The following is a 25,724-nucleotide window of genomic DNA, read 5'->3' as shown; positions in this document are numbered from 1 at the left end:
CCGTTCGCGGTATGAAACCACGGCTGCTCTGGTGGCTGGCCACGGCGTTGCTCCTGCTCGCCGTCCACACCGACTGGAACGTTCCGCTCGCGGCCTGGGTGTTCCCGGTCTTCCTGCTCCGCTACGCCCGCCTGGTCCCCCTCCGGCGGGCGATCCCGATGGTGGGCCTGTCCCTGCTGATCGGGCAACTGTTCTGGCTCGGGGTCACCAGCTTGCTGTTCGTGCTCTCCGCGCTGTTCGCCTTCACTTTGCTCGCGGTACTGCAGACGACGGCGTTCCTGGCCGATCGGTTGCTCGCCGGGCGCGCCGGATGCCTGAAGACACTGGTGTTCCCGGTGACGCTCGTCGCGGGCGAATACCTCTTCACGGTGGTCACCGGTTTCGGGGACTTCGGCGCGCTCGGCAGCACCCAGGCCACGAACCTGCCGCTGCTCCAGACGGGGTCCGTGACCGGCGTGTACGGCCTGACCTTCGTCCTCGCGTGGTTCGCGTCGGTCACGAACACCGTGTGGGCGGAAGGATGGCGGCCGCTCAAGCGCACGGTCCTCGTCCACCTTTGCCTGCTCGGCGTGGTGTTCGCCGCCGGTGGCGCGCGGTTGCTGTTCGACGCGCCCACGACGGAGACCGTGCGGATCGCGGGGATCAGCCCGTCGGCCGAGGCCGACCGGTCGAGTTCCGACGCACTGGAGCGCATCGGGGTGAAGTATTGGCGGGCACAGGAAGTCGGCGCGGCCGATCCGGTCGCGGTGGGTGCGGCGTTCGCGCCGGTCACCGACGATCTCGTGACGCGGACCAGGCAGCAGGCGTCGGCGGGCGCGAAGATCGTGCTCTGGCCGGAAACCCACGCCCGCGTGCTGGAACGTGATCAGGCGGCGCTGCTGAAACGAGTCGGCGGCGAAGCGAGACAAACCGGTATCCACGTCGGGCTCGCGTACGCGCTCTACACGTCGCAGGCTCCCTACATCCGCAACGTGGCCGTGCTCGTCGGACCGTCCGGCGAGGTGCTGTGGACCTACGACAAGACGCATCCGACGCCGATGGAACCGATGACCCCCGGCCCGGGGAACGTCCCCACCGCGGATTCACCGTACGGGCGGCTCGCGGCGGTGATCTGTTATGACGCCGATTTCCCCGGCCTGATGCGCCAAGCCGCGGACAAGGGGACCTCGCTGATGCTCGTCCCCGCCAACGACTGGCCGGGTTTCGGCTCGCTGCACGCCGAAAAGGCGGGCTTCCGCGCGGTGGAGAACGGTTACTCCCTCTTCCGGCACTCCACCCACGGGAATTCCACAGCTGTGGACAGCCAGGGCCGCGTGCTCGGGCACGCCGACTACTACCGCACGGATCAGCAGACGCTCGTCGCGGATCTACCGGTGCAGCCGAGAACACAGACCGTGTACAGCCGTGTCGGCGACGTGTTCGCCTGGCTGTGCCTCGCCGCCGCCCTGCTCTGTCCTTTATGGACATATCGAAGGAACCGTTAGCGCCCCGTTACGGAAGGCGTGGTGTTCCTAACGTCATACCCGAAAAGAACAGTGTTCAACGGTTAAGCTCCCCCGCATGCCGAAACTGCTGGTGGTGGAAGACGACGACGCGATCGGCGGAGTCCTCGAATCGACCCTCCGCCTGCACGGCTACGAGGTTTCGTGGCAGCGCGACGGCCGCACCGCGCTCGCGGCCGCGGCGGACGGCGACATCGACTTCGTCCTGCTCGATCTCGGCCTGCCGGATCTGGACGGCGTCGAGGTCTGCCGACGGCTGCGGGCGGAGCTTCCCGGCGCCGTCCTGGTCATCCTGACCGCGCGACAGGAGGAGATGGACGTCGTCGTGGGCTTGGAGGCCGGCGCCGACGACTACCTCACCAAACCCATCCGGCTCGGTGAGCTGCTCGCCAGGGTCCGGGCGCATCTGCGGCGCGGGACGGCTCCGCCGGAGAGCAGGCCCGCGATCGCCATCGGCCATCTGCGGGTGGACACCGCCGGACGGCGGGTCAGCGTCGGCGGACGGGAGATCTCGTTGCGGGCCAAGGAGTTCGACCTGCTCGCCCGGTTGGCCGAGCAGCCGGGCGTCGCGGTCAGCCGAGACACGTTGATGTCGGAGGTGTGGGACGCGCACTGGTACGGCTCGACGAAGACCCTCGACGTCCACATCGCCGCGCTGCGCCGGAAACTGACCGAGTCGGCGCCGACCCCCGAGCAGGCGCCGAGGATTTCGACGCTGCGCGGCCATGGCTACCGTCTCGAGCAGCCGTTCGAAAGTCAGTAGTCGCGCAGGTCGGAGACCTCGTCCCGGGCGGCCAGCTGCGCAATCCGCGCCGACGCCGCCACGCACGACACGATCACCACCACCGCCAGCAACCCGAAGTACCCGTGCGGCGAAGGCGTTCTCTCCACCTGAGCGACGAGCACGAACAGCACCCCCAGCAGGTGCCCGGCGATCAGGCCCCCGCCGCCGACGACCAGCGCGTCACCCGCGATGAACGCCGCCACCTGACGGCGTTTCCCGCCGAGTGTGCTCACGATCAGCAGATCGCGGCGGCGTTCGTTGAGCGCCGCGCCGAACGACGGGCCCGCCGCGGCGGCCGCGAGGATCAGGGACGCGATCAGATCGACCTCGGCCTCGCCGCAGCCGTCCTTGGTGAGAGCGGTCGAGATGGCGAAGGCCACCGCCAGCGCGACCAGCACCACCGATCGCGCCAGGAGCGCGCTCCGCCACGAAATGGACAGCGCGATCACGCCCGCGAGCCCCGAAACGAGCGGCCGGAGTATCCCGCCGATCACCCGCTTCCCCTTCCGCAGCCCCAGCTCCACCAAGCGCCACAACAGCATCGTGCCGCCGGCCCAGCCGAACAGCGGCCAGACGAAGGCGAGCGCGAGCAGGATGAAGTCGAGGCCGTAGGGCGACCACCAGGGCGGCCCGCCGTCGGCCGGGACGAAGTACCACTCGCGCAGCACCGGGGGCAGGATGGCGAGTGCCGCGACGAGCAGCCCGGCGACCAGCAAGAGAACGATTTCCCGGACGACCGCTACGCCGGTGCCGGTCGAGAAGCCACAGGCCAGGGACAGTGCCACCCCGGTCACCCCGCCGGCGAGGCCCGCCGCCGCGGCTTCGGCGGCGGCCAGTCCGAACACCTGACCGCCGGTGGCGCCGCGGGCGCGCAACAGGTCCTGATCCGCCCGCAGGACCCGCGCCGAGGGGGTGGCCAGCAGCACCACGAGCACCATCGCCGGTATCCAGCGCGGTGCCGGGGTCCAGGTCCAGTCGTGCACCGCGAGCAGCGTGGTCACGATCGCCACCCCGGCCGCGGGGACCCCGAGCCTGGCGGGGCGCACGCGCGCGATCCCGCCGACCCACAACGCCATCGCCGTGATCACCGGTCCCGCACCAGCTTCCCGTCCACCATCGCCCAGCGTTCGCCGAACAGGCCGGCCGGAGCCTCTTCGGCCGTGGCCACCAGCAGTCCGGCGCCCAGCTGGTCCGCGGCCCGCACGAGCCTGCCGAGGAGCCGCTCCCCCTCGCGCTGGTCGAGCCAGCCCGCCGGGTCGTCGGCGAGGATCAGTTTCGGCGCGGGCGCGAGCGCCCTGGCCAGGACGGCGAGCCGGATCTGCTCACCGGTCAGGTCGCGGGGCGCCTTCTTGGCGAAGCCCGCCAGGCCCACCAGGTCCAGCGCGCCGTCGACGGCGTCGCGGACCGCGGTGCCGGTCCGGCCGGCGAGCACGAGCGGCAGGGCGACGTTGAGCCGGACGTCGAGATCCCGCAGCAGCCCGCCGTCCTGCAGCATCAGCCCGATCAGGTCGGGGCCCGGCGGCGACGGCTCGAAAGCGGGCCAGTCGACGGTGCCCGCCGTCGGTTTCTTCATCCCGGCGAGCAGATGCAGCAGCGTGGTCTTCCCGGCACCGGCCCTGCCGGTCACCACCGCGCGGGTCTCCGCGCAGATCTCGCAGGTCACGCCGTGCACGGCGACCACGGCGGTCAGCCCGGAACCATAGGTGTGCGCCAGCTCGTCGGTGCGGACCAGTGGTGCCGTCACGCCACTCTCACGATCCGGTGCGCGGCCGCCGCGATCTCGGGGTCGCGGGTCGCCACGACGACGGCCGTCCCGCGGGCCGCGACGGCGCACAGCAGATCCATGAGTTCGAGTGCGGCGAGCCCGTCGAGTTCACCGGCGGGTTCGTCGGCGAGGACCGTCTCGGGAGCTCCGGCCAGCACGACGGCGACTCCGGCACGCGCGCTCTCCAGCGCCGACAGCGTGTCCGGATAGTCGTCACCGCGGCCGGCCAGCCCGACCAGTTCGAGCAGGTCGTCCGCGGCGCGGAGGGAGCGGCGACCGGCGAGCCGTCCCGCCAGCACGACGTTCCGCGCGACGGTGAGGTGATCGAAGAGGTTCCCGCGTCTGAGCAGCACGCCGACACCGGGAACACCGCCGGGAGCGTCGCCACTTCCGGCGGGCAGCACGGCCACACACTCGCCCGGGACGGCGAACCGGACGAGGGGGACGGATCCGGGCCCCGGGCCTGCCATGACGGCGGCACGTCGGCGCATGGCCCCAAGGTAAGGCGAACGGGGTCAACATCGCCTTGATCTCAGGTCAACGGACGGCAAAATATCGCGTCGAGTGGGTGATCCTCGCGCTCGTCGGCCACACTCTGTCCGTGCGCCGCCGGATCGTCACCCTCACCGTGCTGGCCGCGGTGCTGGCGATCACCCTGTTCGGGGCGCCGCTGGCCATCGCGGTCGCCAGGTTCCACGAGGGCAACTCGGCCCATGACCTCGAGCGGGTGGCCGACACGGTCGTGCTCGACGTGACCGGCGATCTCGCCAACGGCCGCGTCCCGGAACTCCGGCCGGTCAAACCGGACAAGGACCGCATCCGCGGGATCAGGGTCGCGGTCTACACCCCGACCGGCAGGCTCCTGGCAGGCAACGGCCCGGCCAGCGAAGACCGGTTCGTCCGCGAAGCGCACTACACCGACATGGCGACCGGGACCCGCGAAGACGAGGTGGTCCTGGCCGTCCCGGTGCTCAGCGGGCAGTCGCTCGTCGGCGTGGTCCGCGCCGCCCATCCCCGCTCCGAACTGGACGCCCAAATCCGGCTGACCTGGATCAAGATGATCGTGCTCGCCGGGCTCGCGATCGGGGCCAGCTGGCTGATCGGGCGCCGGATCGCGACCCGGCTGGCCCGGCCGCTGGAGGATCTGGCCGCCACCGCCGAACGCCTCGGCGAGGGCGACTTCACCGTCCGCGCCCGCCGGACCGGGGTCCGCGAGATCGATCAGGTCGCCGAAGCGCTCGACGTCACGTCCGAGCGGATCGGCGAGACGCTGGAACGCGAGCGGACCTTCTCCTCCGACGCCTCCCACCAGCTGCGGACGCCGCTGACCGGGCTGCGCCTGCAACTGGAGGCCGCGCTGGAGAGCCCCGACCGCGACCCCTACGCGACGATCCGCGACGGCATCGCGTCGGCCGACCGCCTGGAGCGCACCATCGACGACCTGCTGGCGCTGGCCAAGCAGACCAGGGCCCCGCGAGCGCTGCTCGACCTGGGCAAACTCTTCGAAGAGATCCGGCAGACCTGGCACGGGCTGCTCGCCGGACGCGGCCGGGCGCTGCGGATCAGCGGACGCCAGGCACTCCCGGCGCGGGCGGCGGACGCGGCGGTGCGGCAGGTGCTGGCCGTACTGCTGGACAACGCGGCGACCCACGGGCGCGGAACGGTCTCGGTCCTCGCACGCGACGCCGGGGACGCGCTCGCCATCGACGTGAGCGACGAGGGCACCATCCCGGACGGGCACGACCCGTTCGCGACCGCCGACCGGACCGAGGATCACGAAGGCAACGGGATCGGGCTGCGGCTGGCGCGGAGCCTGGCCGAGGCGGAGGGCGGGCGGCTGCGGCTGACCAGCCCGTCGCCGACGACGTTCACGCTGCTTCTGCCCGCCGAAGGTCCCACACCGCAAGAAGAAGGCCCGGGCCTGGCGAGCTAGGGGGGGTTACTCGCCAGGCCGGGCCGGTAGGAGGCAAACGCGCCCCGACAGCGCGCACGGCATGCCACCTGAATGAAGACGGTAAAGACCAACGGGCCAACAGACGGTACACGCCGGATTAACTGACACTTTGCTTTTTGATGTCACAGAGATTCGGCCGCTGTCCGGCCCCGCTGAATCGATCGTGGGAAGATTGACCGCATGACCACCGAGCCGGCGCCGAGATGGCGGAGACTGGAACCGGACGAACGCAAGGAGCAGATCTTCGCCTGCGCGGCCCGCCTTTTCGGGGACCGCCCGTACTCGGAAGTGTCCACTTCGGACATCGCGGCGGAGGCCGGGGTCGCCAGGGGTCTGATCAACCACTACTTCGGCACCAAACGCGAGCTCTATCTGGAGATCATCCGGCGCGCGCTGACGGTGCCGCGGCTCGCCGTCGAGATCCTGCCGGAAGGCCCGCTCGAACTGCGTGCCGACGTCGCCATCGACTGGTTCCTGGACATGGTCACCAGCCAGGAGAAGATGTGGCTGGCCGCGATCGCGCCGGAGGGCATCGGCCGTGACCTCGAAGTCGAACGGATCCTCGAGGAGGCCGATCGCGAATCGGCGGACCGGGTGCTCGAAGCGGTCGGGCTCTCCCGCGAGAGCGAACACGGGCAGGAGCTGAACGCGCTGGTCCGCGCGTTCGGCGGGATGGTCAAGGCGGCGGGCCGCGAATGGCTCGTGCGCGGTTCACTCGATCGCGCGCAGGTGCACACGTTGCTCAGCAAGTCACTGGTCACGCTGGTCGGCGAGGTCTTCCCCGAGATCCAGCGGGCCGCTCCGCGCGCCTAGGGACAGCGCCTAGGGAGAAGCCCCCGGCACCTCGAGGGGGAGGTTGGTGCCAGGGGCTTCGGGACCGGTGACGAGCACCGGTATTCCTCCACACTACGCCGATTCCCTGTCACGGCTCTGTCAAACTTCCGAGAGCGTTCAACTGGGTGAGCCTGAGCTCCAGTCCGTCGAGGCAGCGCTGCACCGCGTAGTCATAGAGACGCTCGTAGTAACCGGCCGCGAGGTCGGGGTCCGCGACCAGCGCCGAAACCGACTCGCCCAGCGCCGCCATCCCCGGCAGGTCCTCGCGCGTGCGGTACGACGCGTAGCCCTCGCAGCGGTCGAGCTGGAGCGCCATCGCGCTCTCGCGGTCGTCCTCCATCGCGACGAACTGGCAGGCGGTGGCGAGCAGCAGGTTGTAGGCGAACGGCGACTCGGCGCCGAAACCCGCCGCGAGCAGACGGCCGATACCGGCGTTCATGGTCGGCACGGCGGCGGCGACCGACGGCCCGAACAGGGCCAGCCGCCGCGCCGAACCGGGATAGCGGCGCAGCACTTTCCGCACGGTCGGCAGGAACTCGCCGAACCACTCCCGCCACGCCAACGTCTCGTCGGGCAGGGTCAGCTCGCCGACCACCCGGTCCAGCACCGCGACGACGACGGTGTCCCGGTCGCCCACGTGGTGGTAGACGACCGCGGGGTAGGCGTCGACGGCGGCCGCGAGCTGCCGCAGCGTCCAGTTCTCCAGCCCCGACTCGGCCGACAGCTCCAGCGCGGCGTCGACGATCCGGTCCCTGGTGACGGCCGGCCGTCCGGAAGCCGCGCGGGACCTGGGACGGGAACCCGCGTCTTCGGGGAGAGTCGGCATGCGGGCTACCGTATCCGGCTTCGACTGGTCGCCCGGCGGTGGCGTCCGGCAGGATCGTGCCATGCCCCGCGCGCGTGTGAACGGCCTCGAACTCGAGTACGACACCTTCGGCTCCCCGACGGATCCACCGCTGGTACTGGTGATGGGCCTCGGCGCCCAGATGGTGACGTGGGAGGCCGGCTTCTGCGAACTGCTCGCCGGCGGCGGGTTCCACGTCGTCCGGTTCGACAACCGCGACGTCGGCCTTTCGTCCTATCTGGACGATCTCCCCACGCCGGATCTGGCCGCGCTCGCCGCGGGCGACAAGACCTCCGCGCCGTATCTGCTGTCGGATCTCGCCGCCGACGTCACCGGGCTGTTCGACGCGCTCGGCTTCGGCCGCGCGCACGTCGTCGGCGCGTCGATGGGCGGGATGATCGTGCAGCAGCTCGCGATCGACTCGCCGGAGCGGCTGCTGAGCCTCACGTCGATCATGTCGACCACCGGGGATCCGTCGGTCGGGCATCCCGAGCCCGCCGCGCTCGCCGGACTGACGCGGCCGCCTGCCGCCACCCGGGAGCAGGCGATCGAAGACGGTGTCGAATGGTTCAAACTCGTCGGTTCGCCCGGTCACCCGTCCGACGACGAATTCCTGCGGATGAAGGCCACCCGGAACTACGACCGGGCGAATCACCCCGCGGGCGCGTTGCGGCAGGCCGCCGCCATCGTCGCTTCGGGTGACCGCACGGCGAAACTGCGCGAGGTCCGGGTCCCGACGCTCGTCATCCACGGCGAGAGCGATCCGCTGATCAACGTCAGCGGCGGGAAGGCGACCGCGGAAGCGATCCCGGACGCAGAGCTGCTGCTGTTCCCCGGGATGGGGCACGAACTGCCGCGGCAGCTGTGGCCCGCGATCGCCGATGCGATCATCGCGCACGCACGGAAGGCCTGAGGGGCAGGCAACAGTGTCCATTTCGAGTACTTTGCGCGGGGGTCGTGAGTGGCAATGAGCGTTCTAACCGCCATTACCACTCACGACCCCCGGCAAAAACCGCGCATTCATTCATAAATCGGACATTTCATTACCTGAAAGTGTCCCTTGTGGACACTCTGGGCGCGGCCGGCTCCCATGTCCAGTCCGACACGTTGTCACGAAGGCCTCCTGCCTACCTTGAAGCCATCTAAGAGTCCCTCGTCGGAGGCTCAGCTCGCCACGTTTGCCTTTCGGCTCAATAGCCCGACGACCCGTAACCTGCCGTAGTCGAAGGCTCCTTTCGCTGCATCAGACGCGGCGAAGGGAGCCTTCGCCCCACCACCGGGATCAGGATCCCGTCAAGAATCCCGGCGGAGACGTAGGGAAGCCGTTCACGCTCACGACACGTCCGGTGACGTGGTGTTCCCTGGACGGATGAGGAAAACCGAGTGTTTCGGCTTCCCGTTCGGCTGTGTCGCCGTCGTCGCCGCGGCGTCGGCGGCCGGGCTGCTCGGTTCGGCGCGACATCACGTCTTTTCCTTGCTGGCCTTGGGTTTGGTCGTACTCCTCACCGGCGTCGTGACGAGCGTGACCGCGACCGCCGGGACGGCGGTGATCGCCTGGGGTGTCCATTCGGGATTCACCGTCGGAACGCTGGGCGCGCTCCAGTTCACCGCCGAGACCGGCGTCGCCGCCGTCGTGTTCGCCGCCGCGACCGTGCTCGGCTCACTCGCCGGAGCGGTACGGCGATCCGGGGAAGCCGCCGCGTCCGAGTCGCCCCACCCCCTGGAAGGGGCGACTCGGACGCGGCTTTCCGGCCCTGCGCCTGCCCACACCCCTCCGATGGGCGGGCACGAAGGGGATCATCGGCTACAGGAAGGTTCCAGCTGGTCCGCCCGGACCCAGGTCGCGTGAAAACCGAGCGGGACACGCTGGGGCAACAGGACCCTGGCCACGGGTCCGGCAGCGAGATCGGCGGCGTCGAAGACGTCCAGCTCCGAGCGCCCCTCACGCTCGTCCTGGACAAAGGTCACCAGATAGCCGTCGTCGGAACCGGCGGCCGCGCCGTCGCGGGGTGCGAACGGCGCCTCACTGCCCCACCGGCCCGGACCGAAACGGTGTTCGGTCTTGGCGCCGGCACGATTGTCGTAGCACACCAGGCCGTCGAACCTGAGCGTCGAATCCGGCGAGATGTGCACCGCGTAGGAGAAGCGATTCCGGCCGCCGACCACCCTCGAGTCGACGGACGGAAATTCGGTGTTGTCGTCGTCGAGCTGGTTCTCCAGGCACTGCCCGGTCCGCAGGTTGAACCGGTAGCGGTGCAGTGAGGCGTCCAGCCGCAGGTACGACAGCATCTTCGCGAGCGGGGTGTGCGCGTCGGCGCGCGGTCGCGGCCGCTGGACGCGGCAGACGTCGAGGACGATTTCCTCGCCCTGCTCCCAGGAATTGACGACGTGGTAGATGTAGCAGGGGCTGGCTTCGAACCAGCGGATCTGGCTACCGTTACCGTAGCGAGGAAGCACCCCGAACCGGCTCGGCAAAGAGCGGTCGAACAACAGCTTGTGCCGTCCGTTGCGCGCCGCTTCCCTGTCCTGGACCAGCGGCAAGTCCATCAGGATCGCGTGGTTCTCGGTGATCGCCATGTCGTGCGGCAGGCGCGGGCCGGGGAGTTCGATCTCGGTCGTGCTCGCGACCTTGCCATCCGCGCTGATCACGCCGTAACGCAGGTACGGCGGCCGCGGCCCGTAGTCGAACCAGAACATCTCTCCGGTGCGCTCGTCGACCTTCGGATGGGCCATCATGTCGCCGACCAGCGTGCCGAGGAAGTCCTCCACGCCCAGCGTCTCCAGCGACAGCGGGTCCACCGCGTACGGCGTGCCGCACAGGTACCAGGTGGAGAGCACCTTGCCGCGATGGAAGATCAGGTCGGTGTTGGCGCTGTCCTTGACGTTCAGCCCGTGCGTGTTGCCGAACGGGTTGCCCTTGGGCGATTCCATGACGCCCTTCCAGAGCGCCTTGCCCGCCGCGGATTCGGCCTCGAAGGCCTTGGTGCGCACCCAGCGGTTGCGGTAGCGGGCCTTGCCGTTCTCCAGGTGGACGGCGTGGATCATGCCGTCGCCGTCGAACCAGTGGTAGCGCCCTTCCGGCTCGAACCGGGGGTTGGGCCCGTTGCGCAGGTACACGCCGTTGAGGTCCGCGGGGATCTCGCCGACGACCTCGAGATCGCCCGCGTCGATCTCCTCCCCGACCGGGGCGTAGACGCCCAGCAGATACGGGTTGACCTCGGCTTCGCCGGTGGCGGCTGCCACCAGCACCGGCTGCTCGGAGGTACTGGTCATGGCCGAGACACTACGATTGCTGTAGTCAGGTGTCAATAGACTTCTACTGCTGTAGTCAGTAGTACGCTGACAGCGACACTCTCGAAAGGAACCACGTGACAGAGGCGACGGCGCGGCGCGTCCGGCCGGCGGGCGATCCACTGCGCCACGCGCTCGAACTGCTCGGCGATCAGTGGACCTTGCTGATCCTGCAGAGTCTTTTCCTGCGCTTCCGCCGCTACGAAGAACTCCGGCTGCGGCTCGGCATCTCCCCCACCGCGCTGTCCGGGCGGCTGCGCGCGATGGTCGACGCGGGCGTGCTCGTCCGCACGCCGTACCGGGACGCGCGCCGCACGCGGCACGAGTACCGGCTCACCGAACGCGGCCTCGAACTGTGGCCGCTGCTGATCTCGATCTGGGCCTGGGAACGGGAATGGGTCGAGGGACGGCGCGCCGTGCTGCCGACGCTGATCCACCTCGACTGCGAACTGGCCACCTCGGCACCGCTCGGCTGCGCCTCCTGCGAACGGCGGGTCGACGCCCGCGACGTCCGCGCGCGACGCCTCGACGACACCGGCGTCGTCGAGGCGACGGCCTCGAAACGCTTCCGCCGCAAGGACGCCGAATCCCTCGCGGGCGACCCCCTGATGTTCTTCCCGGACACCATGGAACTCCTGGGCGACCGGTGGTCGACCGGGCTCGTGGTGAGCGCGCTGCTCGGGACACGGCACTTCTCGGAGTTCGAACGCGAACTCGGCATCGGGCCGAGCGTGCTTTCGGGACGGCTGTCGAAGCTCGTGGACGTCGGCGTGCTGCGGACCGGAGCCGCGAAGACCCGCACCGACGCGCACGACTACCGGCTGACGGCGAAAGGGCTCGCGTTCTTCCCCGCGCTGGCCTTCATCGCCGAGTGGTCACGGGGTTTCGAGGTCCCCGGCCAGGAGCCGGACATCACGCTCGACCACGTGGACTGCGGCAACCGGCTCAAGCCGATCCTGCTGTGCGACCACTGCTGGCGGCCGCTGCTGCGGAACCGGGTCCGGTTCGGCGGCCCGGTCCAGCTGCCCACGCCGCCCAGGTGACGTAAATCGACTCGCCAAGCCGGTCGGTTCCTGACAGGGTGAGAACGTCACATGTCGTCACCTCGGAGGTAGCAATGACTGAACCGGCACCGTCCCCAGCGGATGGCGAAGAGGACGACACCAAGCGCAAGTTCCGCGAGGCCCTGGAGCGCAAGCAGGCCCAGGCCCGTTCGGGCTCGGCCCACGAGAACGGCGGCGGGAAGAACCTGCACGCGCACGGTCCGGCGGCGAACAAGCGCACCTTCCGTCGCAAGAGCGGCTGAGGTCTCTCGCCTGGACGAACATGACGCGAAAGCCACTTTCGAGACATCTGGTGTCCCGAAAGTGGCTTTCGCGGCATCCGGGGGCAGTGTCGGGGTGAAGCGGGAGTTGCGGAGTTGCGAAAGCCACTTTCGCAACGTTGAAGGTTGCGAAAGTGGCTTTCGCAACGCCTGAGACCCCGGGCCGGCGCCGATCCACAGCGCGGCGGCACCGCTCCTCCCCACGTGCAATGAAGGGGCCTTTCCTAGCAAATTTTGCTATGAAAGGCCCCTTCATTGCGCTTGAGAGCTAGACCGTCAGGATCGACCGGAGTCCGCCGACCTCGGTCATCCGGCGCTCGGCCAGCCGGTCGGCCGCCGTCGCCGGCGGTACACCGTCGGCCTTGGCCAGCGCGAACACCTTCTTGGTGGTGTCGAAGATGGCCGTCGTCTTGCGCTTGGCGCGCGCGAAGTCGAACCCGTGCCGCTCGTCGTCGACCTGGATCACGCCACCGGCGTTGACCAGGTAGTCCGGCGCGAAGAGGATGCCGCGGTCGTCGAGCTGCTTGCCGACGCCCGGGTGCGCGAGCTGGTTGTTGGCCGCGCCGCAGACGATCTTGGACCGGAGCTCGCCGACGGTCTCGTCGGTGAGCACCCCGCCCAGCGCGCACGGCGCGAAGACGTCGAGCTCGGTGCGGATCAGCGTGTCGATGTCGGCGACGACCTCGACGCCGGGGTACGCCGCGCGGGTGCGTTCGATCGCCGCGGGCGAGACGTCGGTGATGACCACCTGCGCGCCCGCCTCGATCAGGTGCCCGACGAGGATGTGCCCGACCTTGCCGACCCCGGCGACGCCGACCTTGCGGCCCGCGAGGTCCGGGACGCCCCAGACGGCGTCCGCGGAGGCGCGCATGCCCTGGTAGGTACCGAAAGCGGTGAGCACCGAGGAGTCGCCGGCGCCGCCGTTCTCCGGCGAGCGGCCCGTGACGAACTCCGATTCGCGGGCGACGATGTCCATGTCCTGCACGTAGGTGCCCACGTCGCAGGCGGTGATGTAGCGGCCGCCCAGCGACTGGACGAACCGGCCGAAGGCGCGAAGCAGCGCTTCGGTCTTGTGCTTCTGGGGATCGCCGATGATGACGGCCTTGCCGCCGCCGAGGTCGAGCCCGGCGAGCGCGTTCTTGTAGGCCATCCCCTTCGACAGCGCGAGGACGTCCGCGAGGGCGGCGTCTTCGGATTCGTAGGGGTAGAAGCGGGTCCCGCCCAGCGACGGCCCGAGCGCCGTCGAGTAGATCCCGATGATGGCCTTCAGGCCGGTGGCCTGGTCCTGGCAGAAGACGACCTGTTCATGGCCGGTTCCCTGGCCGAACACTTCGGTCACTGTGGTGACTCCTTGTCCTGGAGTGCACGCTGCTTGTGGCTCACGTGCGAAATTCCTGCAACAAGGCACAGTCCCCGACGAAGGTCGTCCGGCGGCGACGGTGCCACATCGCAAACCTAGATCGCCCCGGTCCGTTCGCCAAGCCGGGGCGGGCCGTCTCAGCCGTCGACGACCTCTTTGAGGACGTGGAGCGCGGAGTCGAGCTGCCGGTCGGACAGATACGGTGCCGGCCCGAACCTCAGATACGCGCCGCGGCTGTCGGTCCGGACGCCGCGTGCGTCGAGGGCGGCCTGCAGCGCGCCGGCGTCGGCGCACTTCAGCGAGAGGAACCCGCCGATGCGGTCCAGCGGCGTCTCCCGGTCGCGGGTGATGACGTTCTCTGGCAGCCCCAGCCTGTCGAAGCCCTCGGCGAGGTAACCCACCTGGTGCCGCGACACCTCCCGCAGGAACTCGGGTGTCAGCCCGTGCTCGGCGAAGAACCGGAAGACGCGGGCGCCCCGATAGTGGCTCGTCGGGTCGTAGGTCGCTCCGGCGAACCGGTCCGATCCGGAGGCGTAGGCGGTCTGGTCGGGCCGGCGCTCGTCCGCGAGCGCGCCGAACTCGGCGTACCAGCCGGTGACGACCGGCCGCAGTTCCTGCGCGTGCGCGGGCATCCGCAGGAAGCAGTTGCCCTCGCCGAGCTGGAGGTACTTGTAGCCGCCGCCGAGGACCCAGGCGTTGGTGAGCCCGAGGTCGTGCAGCGAGAACGGGACGACGCCGAGCGCGTGGTAGGCGTCGACGACGAGGTTCACCGACTTCGAAAGGCAGACGTCGGCGAGATGCGCGAGACCCGGCACGAGGCGGGAGGTCTCGAACAGCACCGCCGAGACGAGCACGGCGGCGGTGTCTTCGGTGACCTCGGCCGCGACGCGTTCGGCCAGGGTGGCGACCGGCGCCGCGGGGACGCGGACCACCTCGACCCCTTCCTCGGCCAGCCTGCCCAGCTGACGGCGGAGCGTGTGGAACTCGCCGTCGGTGGTGACCAGCCGCGGACGGCGCGGCAGGTCCATCGCCGAGAGGAACCGGATCACCAGATCGTGGGTGCTGGCGCCGAGCGCGATGTCGCCGTGCGGGTCACCGAGCAGCGCCCGGAACCCGGCCCGCATCTCGTCCGCCTTGGCGAAGGCCCGCGCCCACTTCGTGTCGACCTCTTCGGCAGCGTCGGCGAAGGCTTCGAGAAGTCCTTCGCGTGCGACGTCCGGCCAGGCCTGGTGCGAGTGCCCGGTGAACAGCATCCGGTCCGCCACACCGAATTCCGTGTAGTGCGCCGCGAGCGCGTTGGGGTCGCGGCGGAGTTCGTCGAGGTTCGTCAAAGCCTGCTCCGCACAGCCCAGAGATCCGGGAACATCGGGGAGAAAAGCGTCGTACGCAGATAGTGCGCTCCCGACGAACCCCCCGTCCCGGTCTTGTCTCCAATGGTCCGCTCGACCATCTTCACGTGCCGATACCGCCACTCCTGCATCCCTTCGTCCAGATCGACCAGGTGCTCCGCCACGACGGACGGCCCGGTGTCGTCGCGGTACACCCGCAACAGAATTTCTTGGAGCGCCGGAGAGGGTTCGAGTGGCTTGGTGACATCGCGCCCGGTCGGGACGTCGTACCCCTTCACCGCGAGGTAGGTGACGAAGGAGTCGAAGAGCGACGGCCGTGACATCGCGTCCGCGATCTGGGCACGCTGGTCACCGCCTTCGGGATAGTGCGCGAACACCCGCTCGTCCCGGCGGCCGAGGACGGCCTCCAGAACGCGGAACTGAGCCGACTGGAACCCGCTCGAAGCGTCGAGTCGCGCACGGAAACTGGTGAACTGGCTCGGAGTCATCGTCTCGAGCACATCGATCTGCGCGACCACCACCTTGAAGATAGTCAGGATTCGCCTCAGTGTGCGGACGGCGTGAGCGGTGTTACCCGCTTCGAGTTGCTCCTGCAGGTAAAGCGCCTCGTGGAGAACTTGTTTGAACCAAAGTTCATACACTTGGTGGATCACGATGAAGAGCAATTCATCGTGCTCGTCGGACCGCGGATGCTGGGCGTCCAGCAATTCGTCCAGCGAAAGGTAGGACGTGTAACTCAATGCGGCCTGTGTGTCGTTCATTTTTCTGTCACTCCATCGATATCGCGCTGACCTTGACCGCGCCGCCGGCGCGACCCCGAAAAGACCAAGAGCCTCCTCCGGTCACCGTTCATTTTTCTGTCACCTCGTCGAAATGGCGTTGCGCCGCCGGAGCCAGCGCGTGATAGAGATCGTGGAACAGGTCGACCGCGGCCGCCCGGCTCGGCGGAGCGGGCACCAGCCCGACCGGGAGCTCCGGATCGAGTGACGGGAAGGCGCGGAACGTGTGCGTCAGCCAGGTTCGGACCTGGAACGCCTCGGCGTCAGGCAGGTCAGCTGAATACCCGCCGAAATCCCGGACGAACGCGTCGTACCGCGCGGCGAGGCCGTCGAGATTCCACGCCCTCGCGGCGAAGCGGCGGACGTCGAGGCCCGCCGACGGTTTCCCGAGCATCAGCCCGGCGTGTTCGGAGACGTCCAGCTCCTCCAGCAGGGCGAGCACCTCGGCCTCACGGTCGTGCGGGGCGATCCAGGTGCCGTCCTGGACGGGCCCGAAACCGAGGAAACGCAGGCGCCGCACCAGCCGTTCTCTGGCCTGCCGTCGGCTTTCCGGGATGCTCTGCCACAGCACGGTCCACTCCCCGACCTCGCGTTCGCGCCTGCCGAGCGAGAAGATCCGGCGGTCGCCGTCCTCCAGGAGCGCGATCGTGCGGCGGGTCAGCGAGTAGTGGACGAGCCTGCCCGCCTTGTGTCTCGCGAGCAGGTCGCGGCGGGCGAGCCTGGCCAGCGCGATCCGCGCGGCGCCGTCGGAGAAGCCGAGCCCGGCGAGCACGCCGACCAGGCCGCCGGACCAGACACGACGGCTCTCGCGCGGCGACACGTAGGTGCCGAGCAGCGTCATCACCAGTTCCTGGGGACCTGGGTCGCCGTGGGGCGCGGCCGATTCGGGCATACGAGCAACTCTATACACCCCAGGCCGCTGCGGTGTAGCTTGACTCGGGTGACGTACTTCGCGGAGTTGAGCTCACATCAGGTCGCCGCGCTCGCGTCCGACGAGCGCGTTCCCGTGCTGCTGCTGCCGGTGGGCGCCGTCGAGCCGCATGGACCGCACGCGCCGCTGGGCACCGATCCCCTGATCTCACGCGGGATGTGCGAGCGCGCCGCCGCGCGGCTGGCCGGTGATCCCGGTGTCCGGGTGCTGATCCTGCCCGAGGTGCCGTACGGGGTGACGCGGCTCGCCGCCGCGTTCGCGGGGGGCATCTCGATCGGCGAGGAGACCCTGTACGCGCTGCTGACCGAGATCTGCGGCTCGCTCACCGAGCAGGGACTCACCCGGATCCTGCTGGTCAACAACCACTTCGAGCCGGCGCATCTGGCGGTGCTGCGGCGCGTGGCCGAGACGGCGGGCGCCGGCTTCGTCGACCTGGTCCGCCGTCGCCACGCCGAACGGCTCACCGACGAGTTCCGTTCCGGCGAATGTCACGCCGGGCAGTACGAGACGTCGCTGGTGCTCGCCGACCGGCCGGACCTCGTCGACGTCGCCGTTCAGCGCGACCTTCCCCCGGTCCACGTCGATCTGGCGCGCACCACCATCACCGACTTCGCTTCGGCCGGGATGACCGAGGCCTACTGCGGAACCCCCGCCCAGGCGACCGCCGAAGAAGGCGAAAAGACGTTCTCGGTGCTCACCGACATCCTGGTCGAAGCGATCCGAGCACTGGTATGACCTTCAATCTGGCGACCCATTTCGTCGACCGCCTCCCCGGCGAGCGGACGGCGTTGCTGTGCGGCGACGAGGAAGTCACCTACGCGGATCTGGCGGCGCGGGTCAATCGGGCCGGGAACGTGCTGCGGGAGCTGGGTGTCCGAAGTGGACAGCGGGTCCTGCTGGCGCTGAACGACGGCATCGAGTTCGTGGCCGTCTGGTACGCGGCGCAGAAGATCGGCGCGGTCACCGCCGAGGTCTACTCCTTCCTGCAGCCCAAGGACTACGCGTACTACCTGGCCTACACCGAGGCCGTCGTCGTCATCGCGGACGGCTCGACATTGCCCGCGCTGCGTGCGGCCGGGGCGCGAAATCTGCTGGTCGTCGGCGATGCCGCGCTGGAGCCCGGCGAGCACTCGTTCGACTCGCTGGCCGCATCGGCGTCGGCCGAACTGGAGGCCGCGCCGACCACTTTGGACGACGTCGCGATCTGGAAGTTCACCACCGGGAGCACCGGTTCCCCCAAAGCGTGCGTGCACCCGGCGCGCAGCGCGCTGGAGAGTTTCGACCGGTACGCCCTCGGAGTGCTCGGCCTCCGCGAGGACGACCGCGTGCTGGCCGTGCCGAAACTGTTCTTCGGCTACGCGCGCGATCTGACCGCGTTGTTCCCGTTCGGCGTCGGCGCGTCCGGCGTCGTGTTCCCGCAGCGCAGCACCGCCGACCTGCTGTTCTCCCTGATCGAACGCTACCGGCCGACGATCCTGGTCAACGTGCCGACCATGATGAGCGCGATGATCGCCCATCCGGCGGCGGCAGGCGTGGACATGAGTTCGCTGCGGCTCGCGACGTCGGCGGGCGAGGCGCTGCCTTCGGAGCTGCATCGCAAGTGGGACAGCATGTTCGGGGTCCCGGTGATCGACGGGATCGGCTCCTCGGAGGCGTACCACATCTACCTGTCCAACGTTCCCGGCGCGCAGCGGGTCGGCAGCCTCGGCCGCGAGGTACCCGGCTACACCGCCCGCGTTCTCGACGAACGCGGCGATCCCTTACCGGACGGGGAGATCGGCACCTTGGAGGTGACCGGCCCGACCATCGCGCGCGAATACCACGGCGACGCGGAGAAGACCGCGCGGACGTTCCACGGCGACACCCTGCGCACGAGCGACCTGTTCAGCCGCGACACCGGCGGGTATTTCCACCACCACGGCCGCGCCGACGACCTGCTGAAGGTGTCGGGGGTGTTCGTCGCGCCGAGCGAGATCGAAGACTGTCTCATCGGCCATCCCGCGGTCGTCGACTGCGCGGTACTGGGCGTGACGGTCGACGGTCTGGTCGTCCCGCGTGCGTGCGTCGTCCTGGCGGAGGGCGCTTCCGCCACGGCCGAGGAGCTGAAAGACCACGCGCGCGCCCACCTGGCGAAGCACAAATACCCACGCGAGGTGGTGTTCGTGACCGAACTCCCCCGCACGGCCAACGGAAAACTCGATCGGCGCGCGTTGCGCCGGGTGGAGGCGAAGTGAGCAGGATCGTCGTCGTCACCGGCGGGACCCGCGGGATCGGCGCGGCCATCGCCGCCCGGTTCCGGGCCGCCGGCGACAAGGTTCACGCGCCCGGCCGGGCCGAGTGCGACGTCACCGACGAAGACGCCGTCGCGCGGTACTTCGAAGATCTCGGCCCGGTGGACGTGCTGGTGAACAACGCCGGGATCTCGGCGAGCGCGCCGCTGGCGAAGACGTCGCTGGAGCAGTGGCGCACGCAGATCGAGGTCAACGCGACCGGTGCTTTCCTGTGCACACGGGCGGTTCTGCCCGGCATGCGGTCACGCGACACCGGCCGGATCGTCACCGTCGCCTCGACGGCGTCGCATATCGGCTACCGCTACACGGCCGGGTACACCGCGTCGAAGCACGCCGCCGTCGGCCTGATGCGGGCCACCGCCGCGGAACTCGCGGGCACCGGCGTCACCGCGAACGCCGTCTGCCCGGCCTTCGTGCGCACGGACATGACGGCCGCCTCGGTCGCCCGGATCCAGGAACGGACCGGACGCGACGAAGCCGACGCGGAAGCCGCCCTCGCCGCCGCGTCGCCCCTCGGCCGCTTGCTCGAACCCGACGAGGTCGCCCACGCGGTGACCTTCTTCGCGGCGCCCGAAGCCGCCGCGATCAACGGACAGACACTCGTCCTCGATGGAGGTGGGATCCAGTCATGAGCCCGTTCCGCGCCACGCCGCCGATCACGACGGACTGGGAGCACTTCGAGTTCACCGTGGACGACGGCGTCGCCACGGTCACCTTGGACCGCCCCGAAAAACTGAACGCGCTCACCTTCGACGTCTACGCGGACCTGCGCGACCTGCTGGCCGAGTTGCCGCACCGCGGCGACGTCCGGGTGCTGGTCGTCACCGGGCGGGGGCGCGGCTTCTGCTCCGGCGGCGACGTCGAAGAGATCATCGGCGAGTTGCAGAAAATGGAGTCCGCCGAGTTGCTGGAGTTCACGCGCATGACCGGCGCGGTGGTGAAGGCGCTGCGGGAGTGCCCCATCCCGGTGATCGCCGCGGTGAACGGCATCGCGGCGGGCGCGGGTTCGGTGATCGCGCTGGCGAGCGACTTCCGGCTGCTGGCGTCCTCGGCGAAGTTCGCCTTCCTGTTCACGAAGGTCGGCCTGGCCGGCGCGGACATGGGCTCGGCGTACCTACTGCCGCGGCTCGTGGGCCTTGGCCGGGCGACCGAGTTGCTGATGCTGGGCGACAAGATCGACGCGACCCGCGCGGAGGCGATCGGCCTGGCTTCGAAGGTGGTGCCCGACGCTGAACTCGCTGCCGAGGCTTCCGCTTTGGCTCGGCGCCTGGCCGATGGCCCGGCTCTGGCGTATGGGACGACGAAGGTCCTGCTGACGCGGGAGCTCGACATGGACCTGGGGAGTTCCATCGAGCTGGAAGCGATCACGCAGGCTTTGCTGATGACGGCGAAGGACCACGGGGAGTTCTATGCGGCGTGGACGGCTGGGCGTTCGCCCCAGTGGACCGGCCGGTGAGCGCTTTCCCCTTCCGCGATTAGTCGGCTAAATGCGGGGTCCCCGGGGCGTGATCGGACCGGTGATGCAAGGTCCCTTCCTGTCAGTACCTTCGTTCCGTGAAGGCCCCCTTGAGGGACTCTGGGTCCCTCAAGGGGGCCTTCACGGAACGGGAACATTCCCACGAGCCTCAGCGCCACCGCCAGTCACAACTTGGCGCGTGAGGCCCCTTCCCTGCGCTCAGCCGAGGAAACTCGACCTTCGCATCTTCCCCAGTACATGAAGGCCCCCATCCTTGCGCCTAGGTACAGGAAGGGGGCCTTCATGTACCTAGAGCCCCGCGATTAGTCGGCTAAGTGCGCAGGACCAGCAGCACCCAGGAGCCGCTCGGCCAGCACCCGGCACCGCTCCCCCAGCTCCGCCGGCTCGATCACCTCGAAGGCGTGCCCCAGCACCACCACATGCATCAGCAGGAAGTCGAGATCCCCGGCCCCGCTCACCACCTCGCACCGCGAACGGCCCCGGTCCCGCACCACGGCCGCCGAAGCCGGAATCTGCGCCCGCACGACCGGAGCGGGGGCGTGGACCAGGAATCGCGCCTGGTGCCGGTAGACCCGGCTGGCGATGTTCTCCTGCACGTAGGCCGCCGCGTCGGGGGCCGGGCGCGGGCGGAAACGCCACGATCGCGCGGAAACCTCGGTCATCCGGTCGACGCGGAAGGTGCGCCAGTCGTCGCGGTCGAGGTCGTAGGCCAGCAGGTACCAGCGCCGTCCCGAAGCCACCAGCCGATACGGCTCGACCCGCCGCACCGCGGGCCCAGAGGAGGACGGATACGCGAAGCCCGCCTCGACCTCGTCGCGACAAGCGCGGGCCAGGGTCATCAGTACGTCGGGGTCGATCGGCGCGCGGCTTCCGTCGAAGGCGACCACCGAACCGGACAGCGCGCTCACCTCGTGGCGCAGCCTGGTCGGCAGCACCCGGTCGAGTTTCGTCAGCGCCCGCAGCGTGGCCTCCCCGCTGCCCGCACCGGCGAGCAGCGAGACCGCGGTGGCGATCGCCTCTTCGTCGTCCAGCAGCAGCGGCGGCATGTCGTGGCCGGGCCCGAGCTGGTAGCCGCCGCCGACGCCGTTGCTCGCCTGCACCGGATACCCGAGCGCGCGCAGGCGTTCGACGTCCCGCCGGATCGTGCGCGGCGTGACGCCGAGCCGTTCGCCCAGTTCCGGGCCGGTCCACACCGCGCGCTGCTGCAACAGGCCGAGCAGGGTGAGCACCCGCTCGGTCGTGCCGCGCTCGTCCTCCATGTCACCCACTGTGCCAGAGATAGCGGACCGATCCTGTCCGCTAGGCGTGTCAGAGTGGTCCCATGAACCGCAAGAGCCGCGAATTCCAGGTCAGCTTCGACGCCCTCGACCCGAAAGCCCTGTCGACCTTCTGGCGTGACGCCCTGGGCTACGTCCACCCCGGCCCTCCCGGGGTGGAGGTGCCCGAAGGCACCGATCCGCTGGACGCGTGGGCCGAGTTCCTCGAACGGGTCGGCGTGCCCGAGGATCAGCGCAACACCAGGTCGGCCCTCGAAGACCCGGACGGCGAAGGGCCGCGGATCTTCTTCCAGCAGGTCCCGGAGGACAAGATCGCGAAGAACCGCGTCCACCTCGACCTCCGCGCCGCGCCCGGACTCGTGGGAGACGAGCGCATGGCGGCGCTCGAAGCCGAGTGCGACAGGCTCGTCGCGTTGGGGGCGAAGCGGATTCAGCGCTTCGAGCCCGAGGAGCCGCTGAGCCTCGGCTTCATCGTGATGAACGACCCGGAGGGCAACGAATTCTGCCTAGACTGAGGTGACGGCGATCGCGTTGTCCTCCAGCGAGCCGAAGTAGAGGGTCCCGGCCCGCTCGCGGACGCCGACGAGCACGTGGAACCCGTCGATCTCCCCGCGTAGTTCGTGGATCTGTTTCCCGTCCGGGGTCACGCCGCGCACCCCGCATTCCCGCGCGGGTGCGGGCTGCAGGGCCGTCGGCAGCGCCCGGACTCCGGCCCGCAAGGGCGCGGGGAGCTTCTGCACCAAGGAAAGCGCCGGAACCTTCGGGCTCGCGACGGTGATCCAGATCAGCCCGTCGCTGCCGGTCGAGATGTTGTCGGGATAGCCCCACAGGTCGTCGACGAGGTAATCCCGCGTGCCCGCCTTGTCGCCCGTGAGCCACACGCGCGCGACCCGGTAGGCGCCGGTCTCGGCGACGGCCACATAGGATTCGTCGGGCGGCAGCGCGACCCCGTTGGCGAACTGGAAACCGTCGGCGAGCTGCTCGATCTTCCCGTCCGGTGTGCGCCGCAGGAGCCGTCCGCCGCCGGTCTGCTCGATCAGGTCGTCGCGCCATTTCTCGATGCCGAAGCGGCGCGACGAGTCGGTGAAGTACACCGTGCCGTCGGAGGCGACGGCGGCGTTGTTGCAGAACACGAAGTCGAGCCCCACCGCCGAAGTCGCCAAGGTGGTGACGGGACCGCCCGCGAGCGGCATGGTGAGCAGACCGGCCTTGGCGTCGCAGATCAGGAGGTCGTCGCCGTAGAACTCCAGCCCCAGCGGACGCCCGCCGGTGTCGCCGAGGACGTCGATCCGCTTGCCGTCCGGCGTGACGCGCAGGATCCGCCCGTCGTCGACGCCGGTGTAGATCCGCCCCTGGTCGTCGACGACGACGTCCTCGGGACCGTGCCCGTTGACCGGGATGACCGTGACCTCGCCGAACGCCATCGCGTGTCTCCTAGCGATAAGTGAGCAGTTGTGCGGCTTCCGCCTCGAAATGCGGATGTTCGTTGAACGACAACAAGGTCACCCCGCCGCGGCCGGACACCAGTTTGGTGATGCCCGCGTTCACGGTGACCCGGTTCAGCTTCAGCAGTCCAGCTTCCGGCGTGCCCATGAGCGCGCCGCAGACCGTCGCGATCACGCCGCCGGAGCTGAAGACGACGGCGTGTTCGCCCTTGCCCAGCGACGCCACGACGTCGGCCAGCGCGCCCTTGACCCTCTCCAAGAACTGGGGCCAGGTTTCGGCGCACGGACCGGAAGCTCCCGCCGAGACCCAGGCGTTCAGCGCACCGTCCAAAGCGGCCTGATACGCCCGCGAATCGGTCTGCTGGACCCCGGCGGCGTGGTGTTTCGCGATGTCGACGTGGTCGTACTCGTTCCAGCGTTCGTCCTCGACGACGGCGATCCCGGAGCCGAGCACCTTCAACGCCGTCGCGGCCGTGTCCCGTTGACGAGCAAGGGAACCCGCTCGCGCCTGGGTGAATTCGACACCTCGCCGCAGCAGTTCCTCACCGACCACAGTGGACTGTTCGAAGCCGCGCGGCGAGAGCTGGTCGTAGTTCTCCGCGCCGAACGACGCCTGCCCGTGCCGGACCAGGTAGATCGCACCCATCTACGCGTGCCCTCCTCGGATGATCCGGCGGCAGCGGCCGTCCAGATAGCCGACGAACTGCCACAGATCCTTGAACGCCGGATTGGTCGTCTGTCCACTGTGGAACCGGTAGTAGATCTGCTGGATCACCACCGCGAGCCGGAACAGGCCGTACACCTCGTAAAACGTCCAGTCGCCGATTTCGAGGCCGGAGCGCTCCGCGTACCGCCGCACGAACTCCTCGCGCGTGTACATCCCGGGCACGTGCGTCGGCTGACGGCGGCTGAGCTTCATGACGTCGTCATCGTCGTCCTGCACCCAGTACGCCAGGGTGCTGCCCAGTTCCATCAGCGGATCGCCGAGGGTGGCCATCTCCCAGTCGAGCACGCCGACGATGTCCAGATCGTCGTCGAGCACCAGGTTGTCGAGCCGGTAGTCGTTGTGGATCAGGCAGATCTTGACCTCGGACGGCTGATTGTCCTTCAGCCACGCCATCACCTCGGCGCAGTTCGGGACGTTCTCCGTGCGCGCCTTGAGGAATCGTTCCGACCAGCCGCGCACCTGACGCTCGACGTAACCGGCGCCCTTGCCGAGATCGGCCAGCCCGGCGGCCTCGACGTCGACAGCGTGCAGCTCGACCAGCCGGTCGACGACCTTGCCGCACAGCTCGCGCGCGCCCGCCGGCGGCAGGTCGAGACCGGCGGGCAGATCTCCGCGCAGGATCAGGCCTTCGAGCCGTTCCATCACATAGAAGTCGCCACCGAGCACGGTTTCGTCGTCGCAGAACGCGAGCACCTCGGGCACGTACGGGAAGACGGGCCGCAACCCCTGCTGGACCCGGAACTCGCGGCGCATGTCGTGCGCGGAGGCGGCCTTGTGCCCGAGCGGCGGACGCCGCAGGATCAGCTCGCGATCCGGATAGGTCAGCAGATACGTGAGGTTCGAGGCCCCGCCGGGGAACTGCCGGACCTCGGGCGGCGAGTCGCCGAGCCCGGGCACCCGCCCGGCCAGCCAGGCGTGCACCGCGGCCGGGTCGAACGAGTCCTCGCCGCGGACCTCGACGGTCTTGTCCGGGGCCACCGTCATCCGAACTTCTTCAGCAGAGGCGCCGGGACGAACGGGAAGAGCTTCGAGAGCACGCTCCACGGCCACGTCGGCACGAACGCCTTCGCCGTCTCGGATTCGATCGCCTTCACCAGCGCCTGCGCGCCGGGCTCCGCCTTGACCGCGCCCGGAAGCTTCGAGATGTCCGGGTTCATCCCCGATTCGATGAACCCGGGATGCAGTGTGGTGACCTTGATCGGCGTCTTCAGCAGCTCGATCCGGGTCCCCTCGGCGAAGGCCGAGATACCCGCCTTCGAGGCGGCGTACGCGGTGGTGTTGCCGGGGACGCCGCGAAGCGCGAGGAAGGAGGAAACGACCACGAGGTGGCCGTCCTTCTGCTTGCGGAAGATGCCGACGGCGGCCTCGATCTGGGCGGCCGCGGCGAGGAAGTTCGTCTGGAGCGTCTGGCGGTTGGCGTCGAACCGGCCGGTGCCGACCCGCTGCCCCTTGCCGAGCCCCGCGTTCACGATCACGCGGTCGAGGGAGCCGAGTTCCTCGCGGAACTCCTCGAAGACGGCGAAGACCTGGTCGTGGTCGTTCACGTCCAGCTTCCGGGTGACCACGGTGATGCCGGGGTACGCCTTCTTGAGTTCCGCCGCGAGGGCTTCCAGCCGGTCGGCACGGCGGGCGGCCAGCGCCAGGTTGCGGCCTCTGGCGGCGTACTGCCTCGCCATTCCCTCGCCGAGTCCGGAGCTCGCCCCGGTGATCAGGATGTTCTTCCGCAGGACCATGGACTGGAGCTTACCCGTTGGTAACAAGTCTGGGAGCCCCTCGGACAGGGGCTGCCC

General features: G+C 69.4%; 27 protein-coding genes. 13 read left to right on the top strand and 14 right to left on the bottom strand.

The features are described 5' to 3' along the window. Nucleotides 1-11: 11 nt before the first annotated feature. Both DMH01_RS31975 and DMH01_RS31970 read left to right on the top strand, forming a co-directional pair. A complete protein-coding gene (locus DMH01_RS31975; RefSeq protein WP_125681300.1) occupies nucleotides 12-1,484 on the top strand; it encodes a nitrilase-related carbon-nitrogen hydrolase in 1,473 nt (490 codons plus the stop codon). A gap of 76 nt (nucleotides 1,485-1,560) precedes the next feature. Beyond that, entirely contained in the window at nucleotides 1,561-2,265 is a 705-nt protein-coding gene (locus DMH01_RS31970) for a response regulator transcription factor (RefSeq protein WP_125681298.1), read from the top strand. Here the strand turns inward: DMH01_RS31970 and DMH01_RS31965 are convergent. From DMH01_RS31965 to DMH01_RS31955, 3 genes are read right to left on the bottom strand one after another with little or no spacing between them, the layout of a single operon-like run. After that, entirely contained in the window at nucleotides 2,259-3,374 is a 1,116-nt protein-coding gene (locus tag DMH01_RS31965; protein ID WP_125681296.1) for an FtsX-like permease family protein, read from the bottom strand. The two genes, DMH01_RS31970 and DMH01_RS31965, sit on opposite strands and share 7 nt — an antisense overlap. After that, nucleotides 3,371-4,030, bottom strand: a complete 660-nt coding sequence (locus DMH01_RS31960; protein ID WP_125681294.1) for an ATP-binding cassette domain-containing protein — start codon at nucleotides 4,028-4,030, stop codon at nucleotides 3,371-3,373. The genes DMH01_RS31965 and DMH01_RS31960 overlap by 4 nt, the downstream gene beginning before the upstream one ends. Beyond that, nucleotides 4,027-4,542 carry a lipoprotein ABC transporter ATP-binding protein gene (locus tag DMH01_RS31955; RefSeq protein WP_233621729.1) on the bottom strand — a complete coding sequence of 172 codons (516 nt, stop codon included), beginning with the start codon at nucleotides 4,540-4,542 and terminating at the stop codon, nucleotides 4,027-4,029. Before DMH01_RS31955 ends, DMH01_RS31960 begins: the two co-directional genes overlap by 4 nt. Nucleotides 4,543-4,619: 77 nt before the next feature. Between DMH01_RS31955 and DMH01_RS31950 the strand changes: the two genes are divergently transcribed. Beyond that, on the top strand, nucleotides 4,620-5,984 hold the full coding sequence (locus DMH01_RS31950) for a HAMP domain-containing sensor histidine kinase (protein ID WP_125681292.1): 1,365 nt from the start codon (nucleotides 4,620-4,622) through the stop codon (nucleotides 5,982-5,984). Nucleotides 5,985-6,185: 201 nt separating this feature from the next. Next, nucleotides 6,186-6,818: a TetR/AcrR family transcriptional regulator gene (locus tag DMH01_RS31945; protein ID WP_125681290.1), complete on the top strand. Its 633-nt coding sequence runs from the start codon at nucleotides 6,186-6,188 to the stop codon at nucleotides 6,816-6,818. A gap of 109 nt (nucleotides 6,819-6,927) precedes the next feature. On the opposite strand, the gene DMH01_RS31940 is transcribed toward DMH01_RS31945, so the two are convergent. Further along, nucleotides 6,928-7,665: a TetR/AcrR family transcriptional regulator gene (locus tag DMH01_RS31940; protein WP_125681288.1), complete on the bottom strand. Its 738-nt coding sequence runs from the start codon at nucleotides 7,663-7,665 to the stop codon at nucleotides 6,928-6,930. Nucleotides 7,666-7,726: 61 nt separating this feature from the next. On the opposite strand from DMH01_RS31940, the gene DMH01_RS31935 reads away from it, so the two are divergent. Next, entirely contained in the window at nucleotides 7,727-8,596 is an 870-nt protein-coding gene (locus DMH01_RS31935; RefSeq protein WP_125681451.1) for an alpha/beta fold hydrolase, read from the top strand. Between the two features lie 456 nt (nucleotides 8,597-9,052). Beyond that, nucleotides 9,053-9,532 (top strand): hypothetical protein, encoded by a 480-nt coding sequence (locus DMH01_RS31930; protein WP_125681286.1) that lies wholly within the window; start codon nucleotides 9,053-9,055, stop codon nucleotides 9,530-9,532. On the opposite strand, the gene DMH01_RS31925 is transcribed toward DMH01_RS31930, so the two are convergent. Further along, nucleotides 9,481-10,956 (bottom strand): carotenoid oxygenase family protein, encoded by a 1,476-nt coding sequence (locus DMH01_RS31925; RefSeq protein ID WP_125681284.1) that lies wholly within the window; start codon nucleotides 10,954-10,956, stop codon nucleotides 9,481-9,483. The genes DMH01_RS31930 and DMH01_RS31925 overlap by 52 nt on opposite strands. A 95-nt stretch (nucleotides 10,957-11,051) precedes the next feature. Between DMH01_RS31925 and DMH01_RS31920 the strand changes: the two genes are divergently transcribed. Both DMH01_RS31920 and DMH01_RS31915 read left to right on the top strand, forming a co-directional pair. Continuing rightward, entirely contained in the window at nucleotides 11,052-12,017 is a 966-nt protein-coding gene (locus DMH01_RS31920) for a helix-turn-helix domain-containing protein (protein WP_125681282.1), read from the top strand. A gap of 74 nt (nucleotides 12,018-12,091) precedes the next feature. Then, the gene (locus DMH01_RS31915; protein WP_005162443.1) at nucleotides 12,092-12,280 is read left to right on the top strand and encodes a DUF5302 domain-containing protein; all 189 of its coding nucleotides are present in this window, start codon (nucleotides 12,092-12,094) and stop codon (nucleotides 12,278-12,280) included. 286 nt (nucleotides 12,281-12,566) lie between these two features. On the opposite strand, the gene DMH01_RS31910 is transcribed toward DMH01_RS31915, so the two are convergent. From DMH01_RS31910 to DMH01_RS31895, 4 genes are all read right to left on the bottom strand, one after another. Further along, nucleotides 12,567-13,637, bottom strand: a complete 1,071-nt coding sequence (locus DMH01_RS31910) for a Glu/Leu/Phe/Val dehydrogenase (protein WP_125681279.1) — start codon at nucleotides 13,635-13,637, stop codon at nucleotides 12,567-12,569. Nucleotides 13,638-13,795: 158 nt separating this feature from the next. After that, a complete protein-coding gene (locus tag DMH01_RS31905; protein WP_125681277.1) occupies nucleotides 13,796-14,989 on the bottom strand; it encodes a kynureninase in 1,194 nt (397 codons plus the stop codon). Next, complete coding sequence (locus tag DMH01_RS31900) at nucleotides 14,986-15,768, bottom strand: tryptophan 2,3-dioxygenase (RefSeq protein ID WP_034312798.1); 783 nt, start codon at nucleotides 15,766-15,768, stop codon at nucleotides 14,986-14,988. Before DMH01_RS31900 ends, DMH01_RS31905 begins: the two co-directional genes overlap by 4 nt. A gap of 88 nt (nucleotides 15,769-15,856) precedes the next feature. Continuing rightward, nucleotides 15,857-16,678, bottom strand: a complete 822-nt coding sequence (locus tag DMH01_RS31895) for a PaaX family transcriptional regulator C-terminal domain-containing protein (RefSeq protein WP_125681276.1) — start codon at nucleotides 16,676-16,678, stop codon at nucleotides 15,857-15,859. Nucleotides 16,679-16,726: 48 nt separating this feature from the next. Here DMH01_RS31895 and DMH01_RS31890 point away from each other — a divergent pair, with 48 nt between their 5' ends. The 4 genes from DMH01_RS31890 to DMH01_RS31875 are packed head-to-tail and all read left to right on the top strand — an operon-like array spanning nucleotide 16,727 to nucleotide 20,464. Next, the gene (locus DMH01_RS31890; RefSeq protein WP_125681273.1) at nucleotides 16,727-17,452 is read left to right on the top strand and encodes a creatininase family protein; all 726 of its coding nucleotides are present in this window, start codon (nucleotides 16,727-16,729) and stop codon (nucleotides 17,450-17,452) included. Further along, nucleotides 17,449-18,951: a benzoate-CoA ligase family protein gene (locus DMH01_RS31885; protein WP_125681271.1), complete on the top strand. Its 1,503-nt coding sequence runs from the start codon at nucleotides 17,449-17,451 to the stop codon at nucleotides 18,949-18,951. Before DMH01_RS31890 ends, DMH01_RS31885 begins: the two co-directional genes overlap by 4 nt. After that, entirely contained in the window at nucleotides 18,948-19,640 is a 693-nt protein-coding gene (locus DMH01_RS31880; protein ID WP_125681270.1) for an SDR family NAD(P)-dependent oxidoreductase, read from the top strand. Before DMH01_RS31885 ends, DMH01_RS31880 begins: the two co-directional genes overlap by 4 nt. Continuing rightward, nucleotides 19,637-20,464 carry an enoyl-CoA hydratase family protein gene (locus DMH01_RS31875; RefSeq protein ID WP_125681269.1) on the top strand — a complete coding sequence of 276 codons (828 nt, stop codon included), beginning with the start codon at nucleotides 19,637-19,639 and terminating at the stop codon, nucleotides 20,462-20,464. The genes DMH01_RS31880 and DMH01_RS31875 overlap by 4 nt, the downstream gene beginning before the upstream one ends. 323 nt (nucleotides 20,465-20,787) lie before the next feature. Here the strand turns inward: DMH01_RS31875 and DMH01_RS31870 are convergent, their stop codons facing one another. Further along, complete coding sequence (locus tag DMH01_RS31870) at nucleotides 20,788-21,744, bottom strand: YafY family protein (protein ID WP_125681268.1); 957 nt, start codon at nucleotides 21,742-21,744, stop codon at nucleotides 20,788-20,790. Between the two features lie 62 nt (nucleotides 21,745-21,806). Here DMH01_RS31870 and DMH01_RS31865 point away from each other — a divergent pair, with 62 nt between their 5' ends. Next, complete coding sequence (locus DMH01_RS31865) at nucleotides 21,807-22,277, top strand: VOC family protein (protein WP_125681267.1); 471 nt, start codon at nucleotides 21,807-21,809, stop codon at nucleotides 22,275-22,277. Here DMH01_RS31865 and DMH01_RS31860 read toward each other — a convergent pair. From DMH01_RS31860 to DMH01_RS31845, 4 genes are read right to left on the bottom strand one after another with little or no spacing between them, the layout of a single operon-like run. Next, nucleotides 22,269-23,186 (bottom strand): SMP-30/gluconolactonase/LRE family protein, encoded by a 918-nt coding sequence (locus DMH01_RS31860; protein ID WP_125681266.1) that lies wholly within the window; start codon nucleotides 23,184-23,186, stop codon nucleotides 22,269-22,271. The genes DMH01_RS31865 and DMH01_RS31860 overlap by 9 nt on opposite strands. Before the next feature lie 10 nt (nucleotides 23,187-23,196). Further along, entirely contained in the window at nucleotides 23,197-23,853 is a 657-nt protein-coding gene (locus tag DMH01_RS31855) for a histidine phosphatase family protein (protein ID WP_125681265.1), read from the bottom strand. Further along, nucleotides 23,854-24,918, bottom strand: coding sequence for a phosphotransferase family protein (locus DMH01_RS31850; protein ID WP_125681263.1), 1,065 nt, complete (start codon nucleotides 24,916-24,918; stop codon nucleotides 23,854-23,856). Continuing rightward, nucleotides 24,915-25,667 carry an SDR family oxidoreductase gene (locus DMH01_RS31845; protein ID WP_125681261.1) on the bottom strand — a complete coding sequence of 251 codons (753 nt, stop codon included), beginning with the start codon at nucleotides 25,665-25,667 and terminating at the stop codon, nucleotides 24,915-24,917. The genes DMH01_RS31850 and DMH01_RS31845 overlap by 4 nt, the downstream gene beginning before the upstream one ends. Nucleotides 25,668-25,724: the final 57 nt, after the last annotated feature.

The sequence above is a fragment of the Amycolatopsis sp. WAC 04182 genome (assembly GCF_003947465.1).
GTDB lineage: Bacteria > Actinomycetota > Actinomycetes > Mycobacteriales > Pseudonocardiaceae > Amycolatopsis.
Note: the sequence above shows the minus strand (reverse complement) of the source record. Positions and strands in the feature narration are given on the sequence as shown.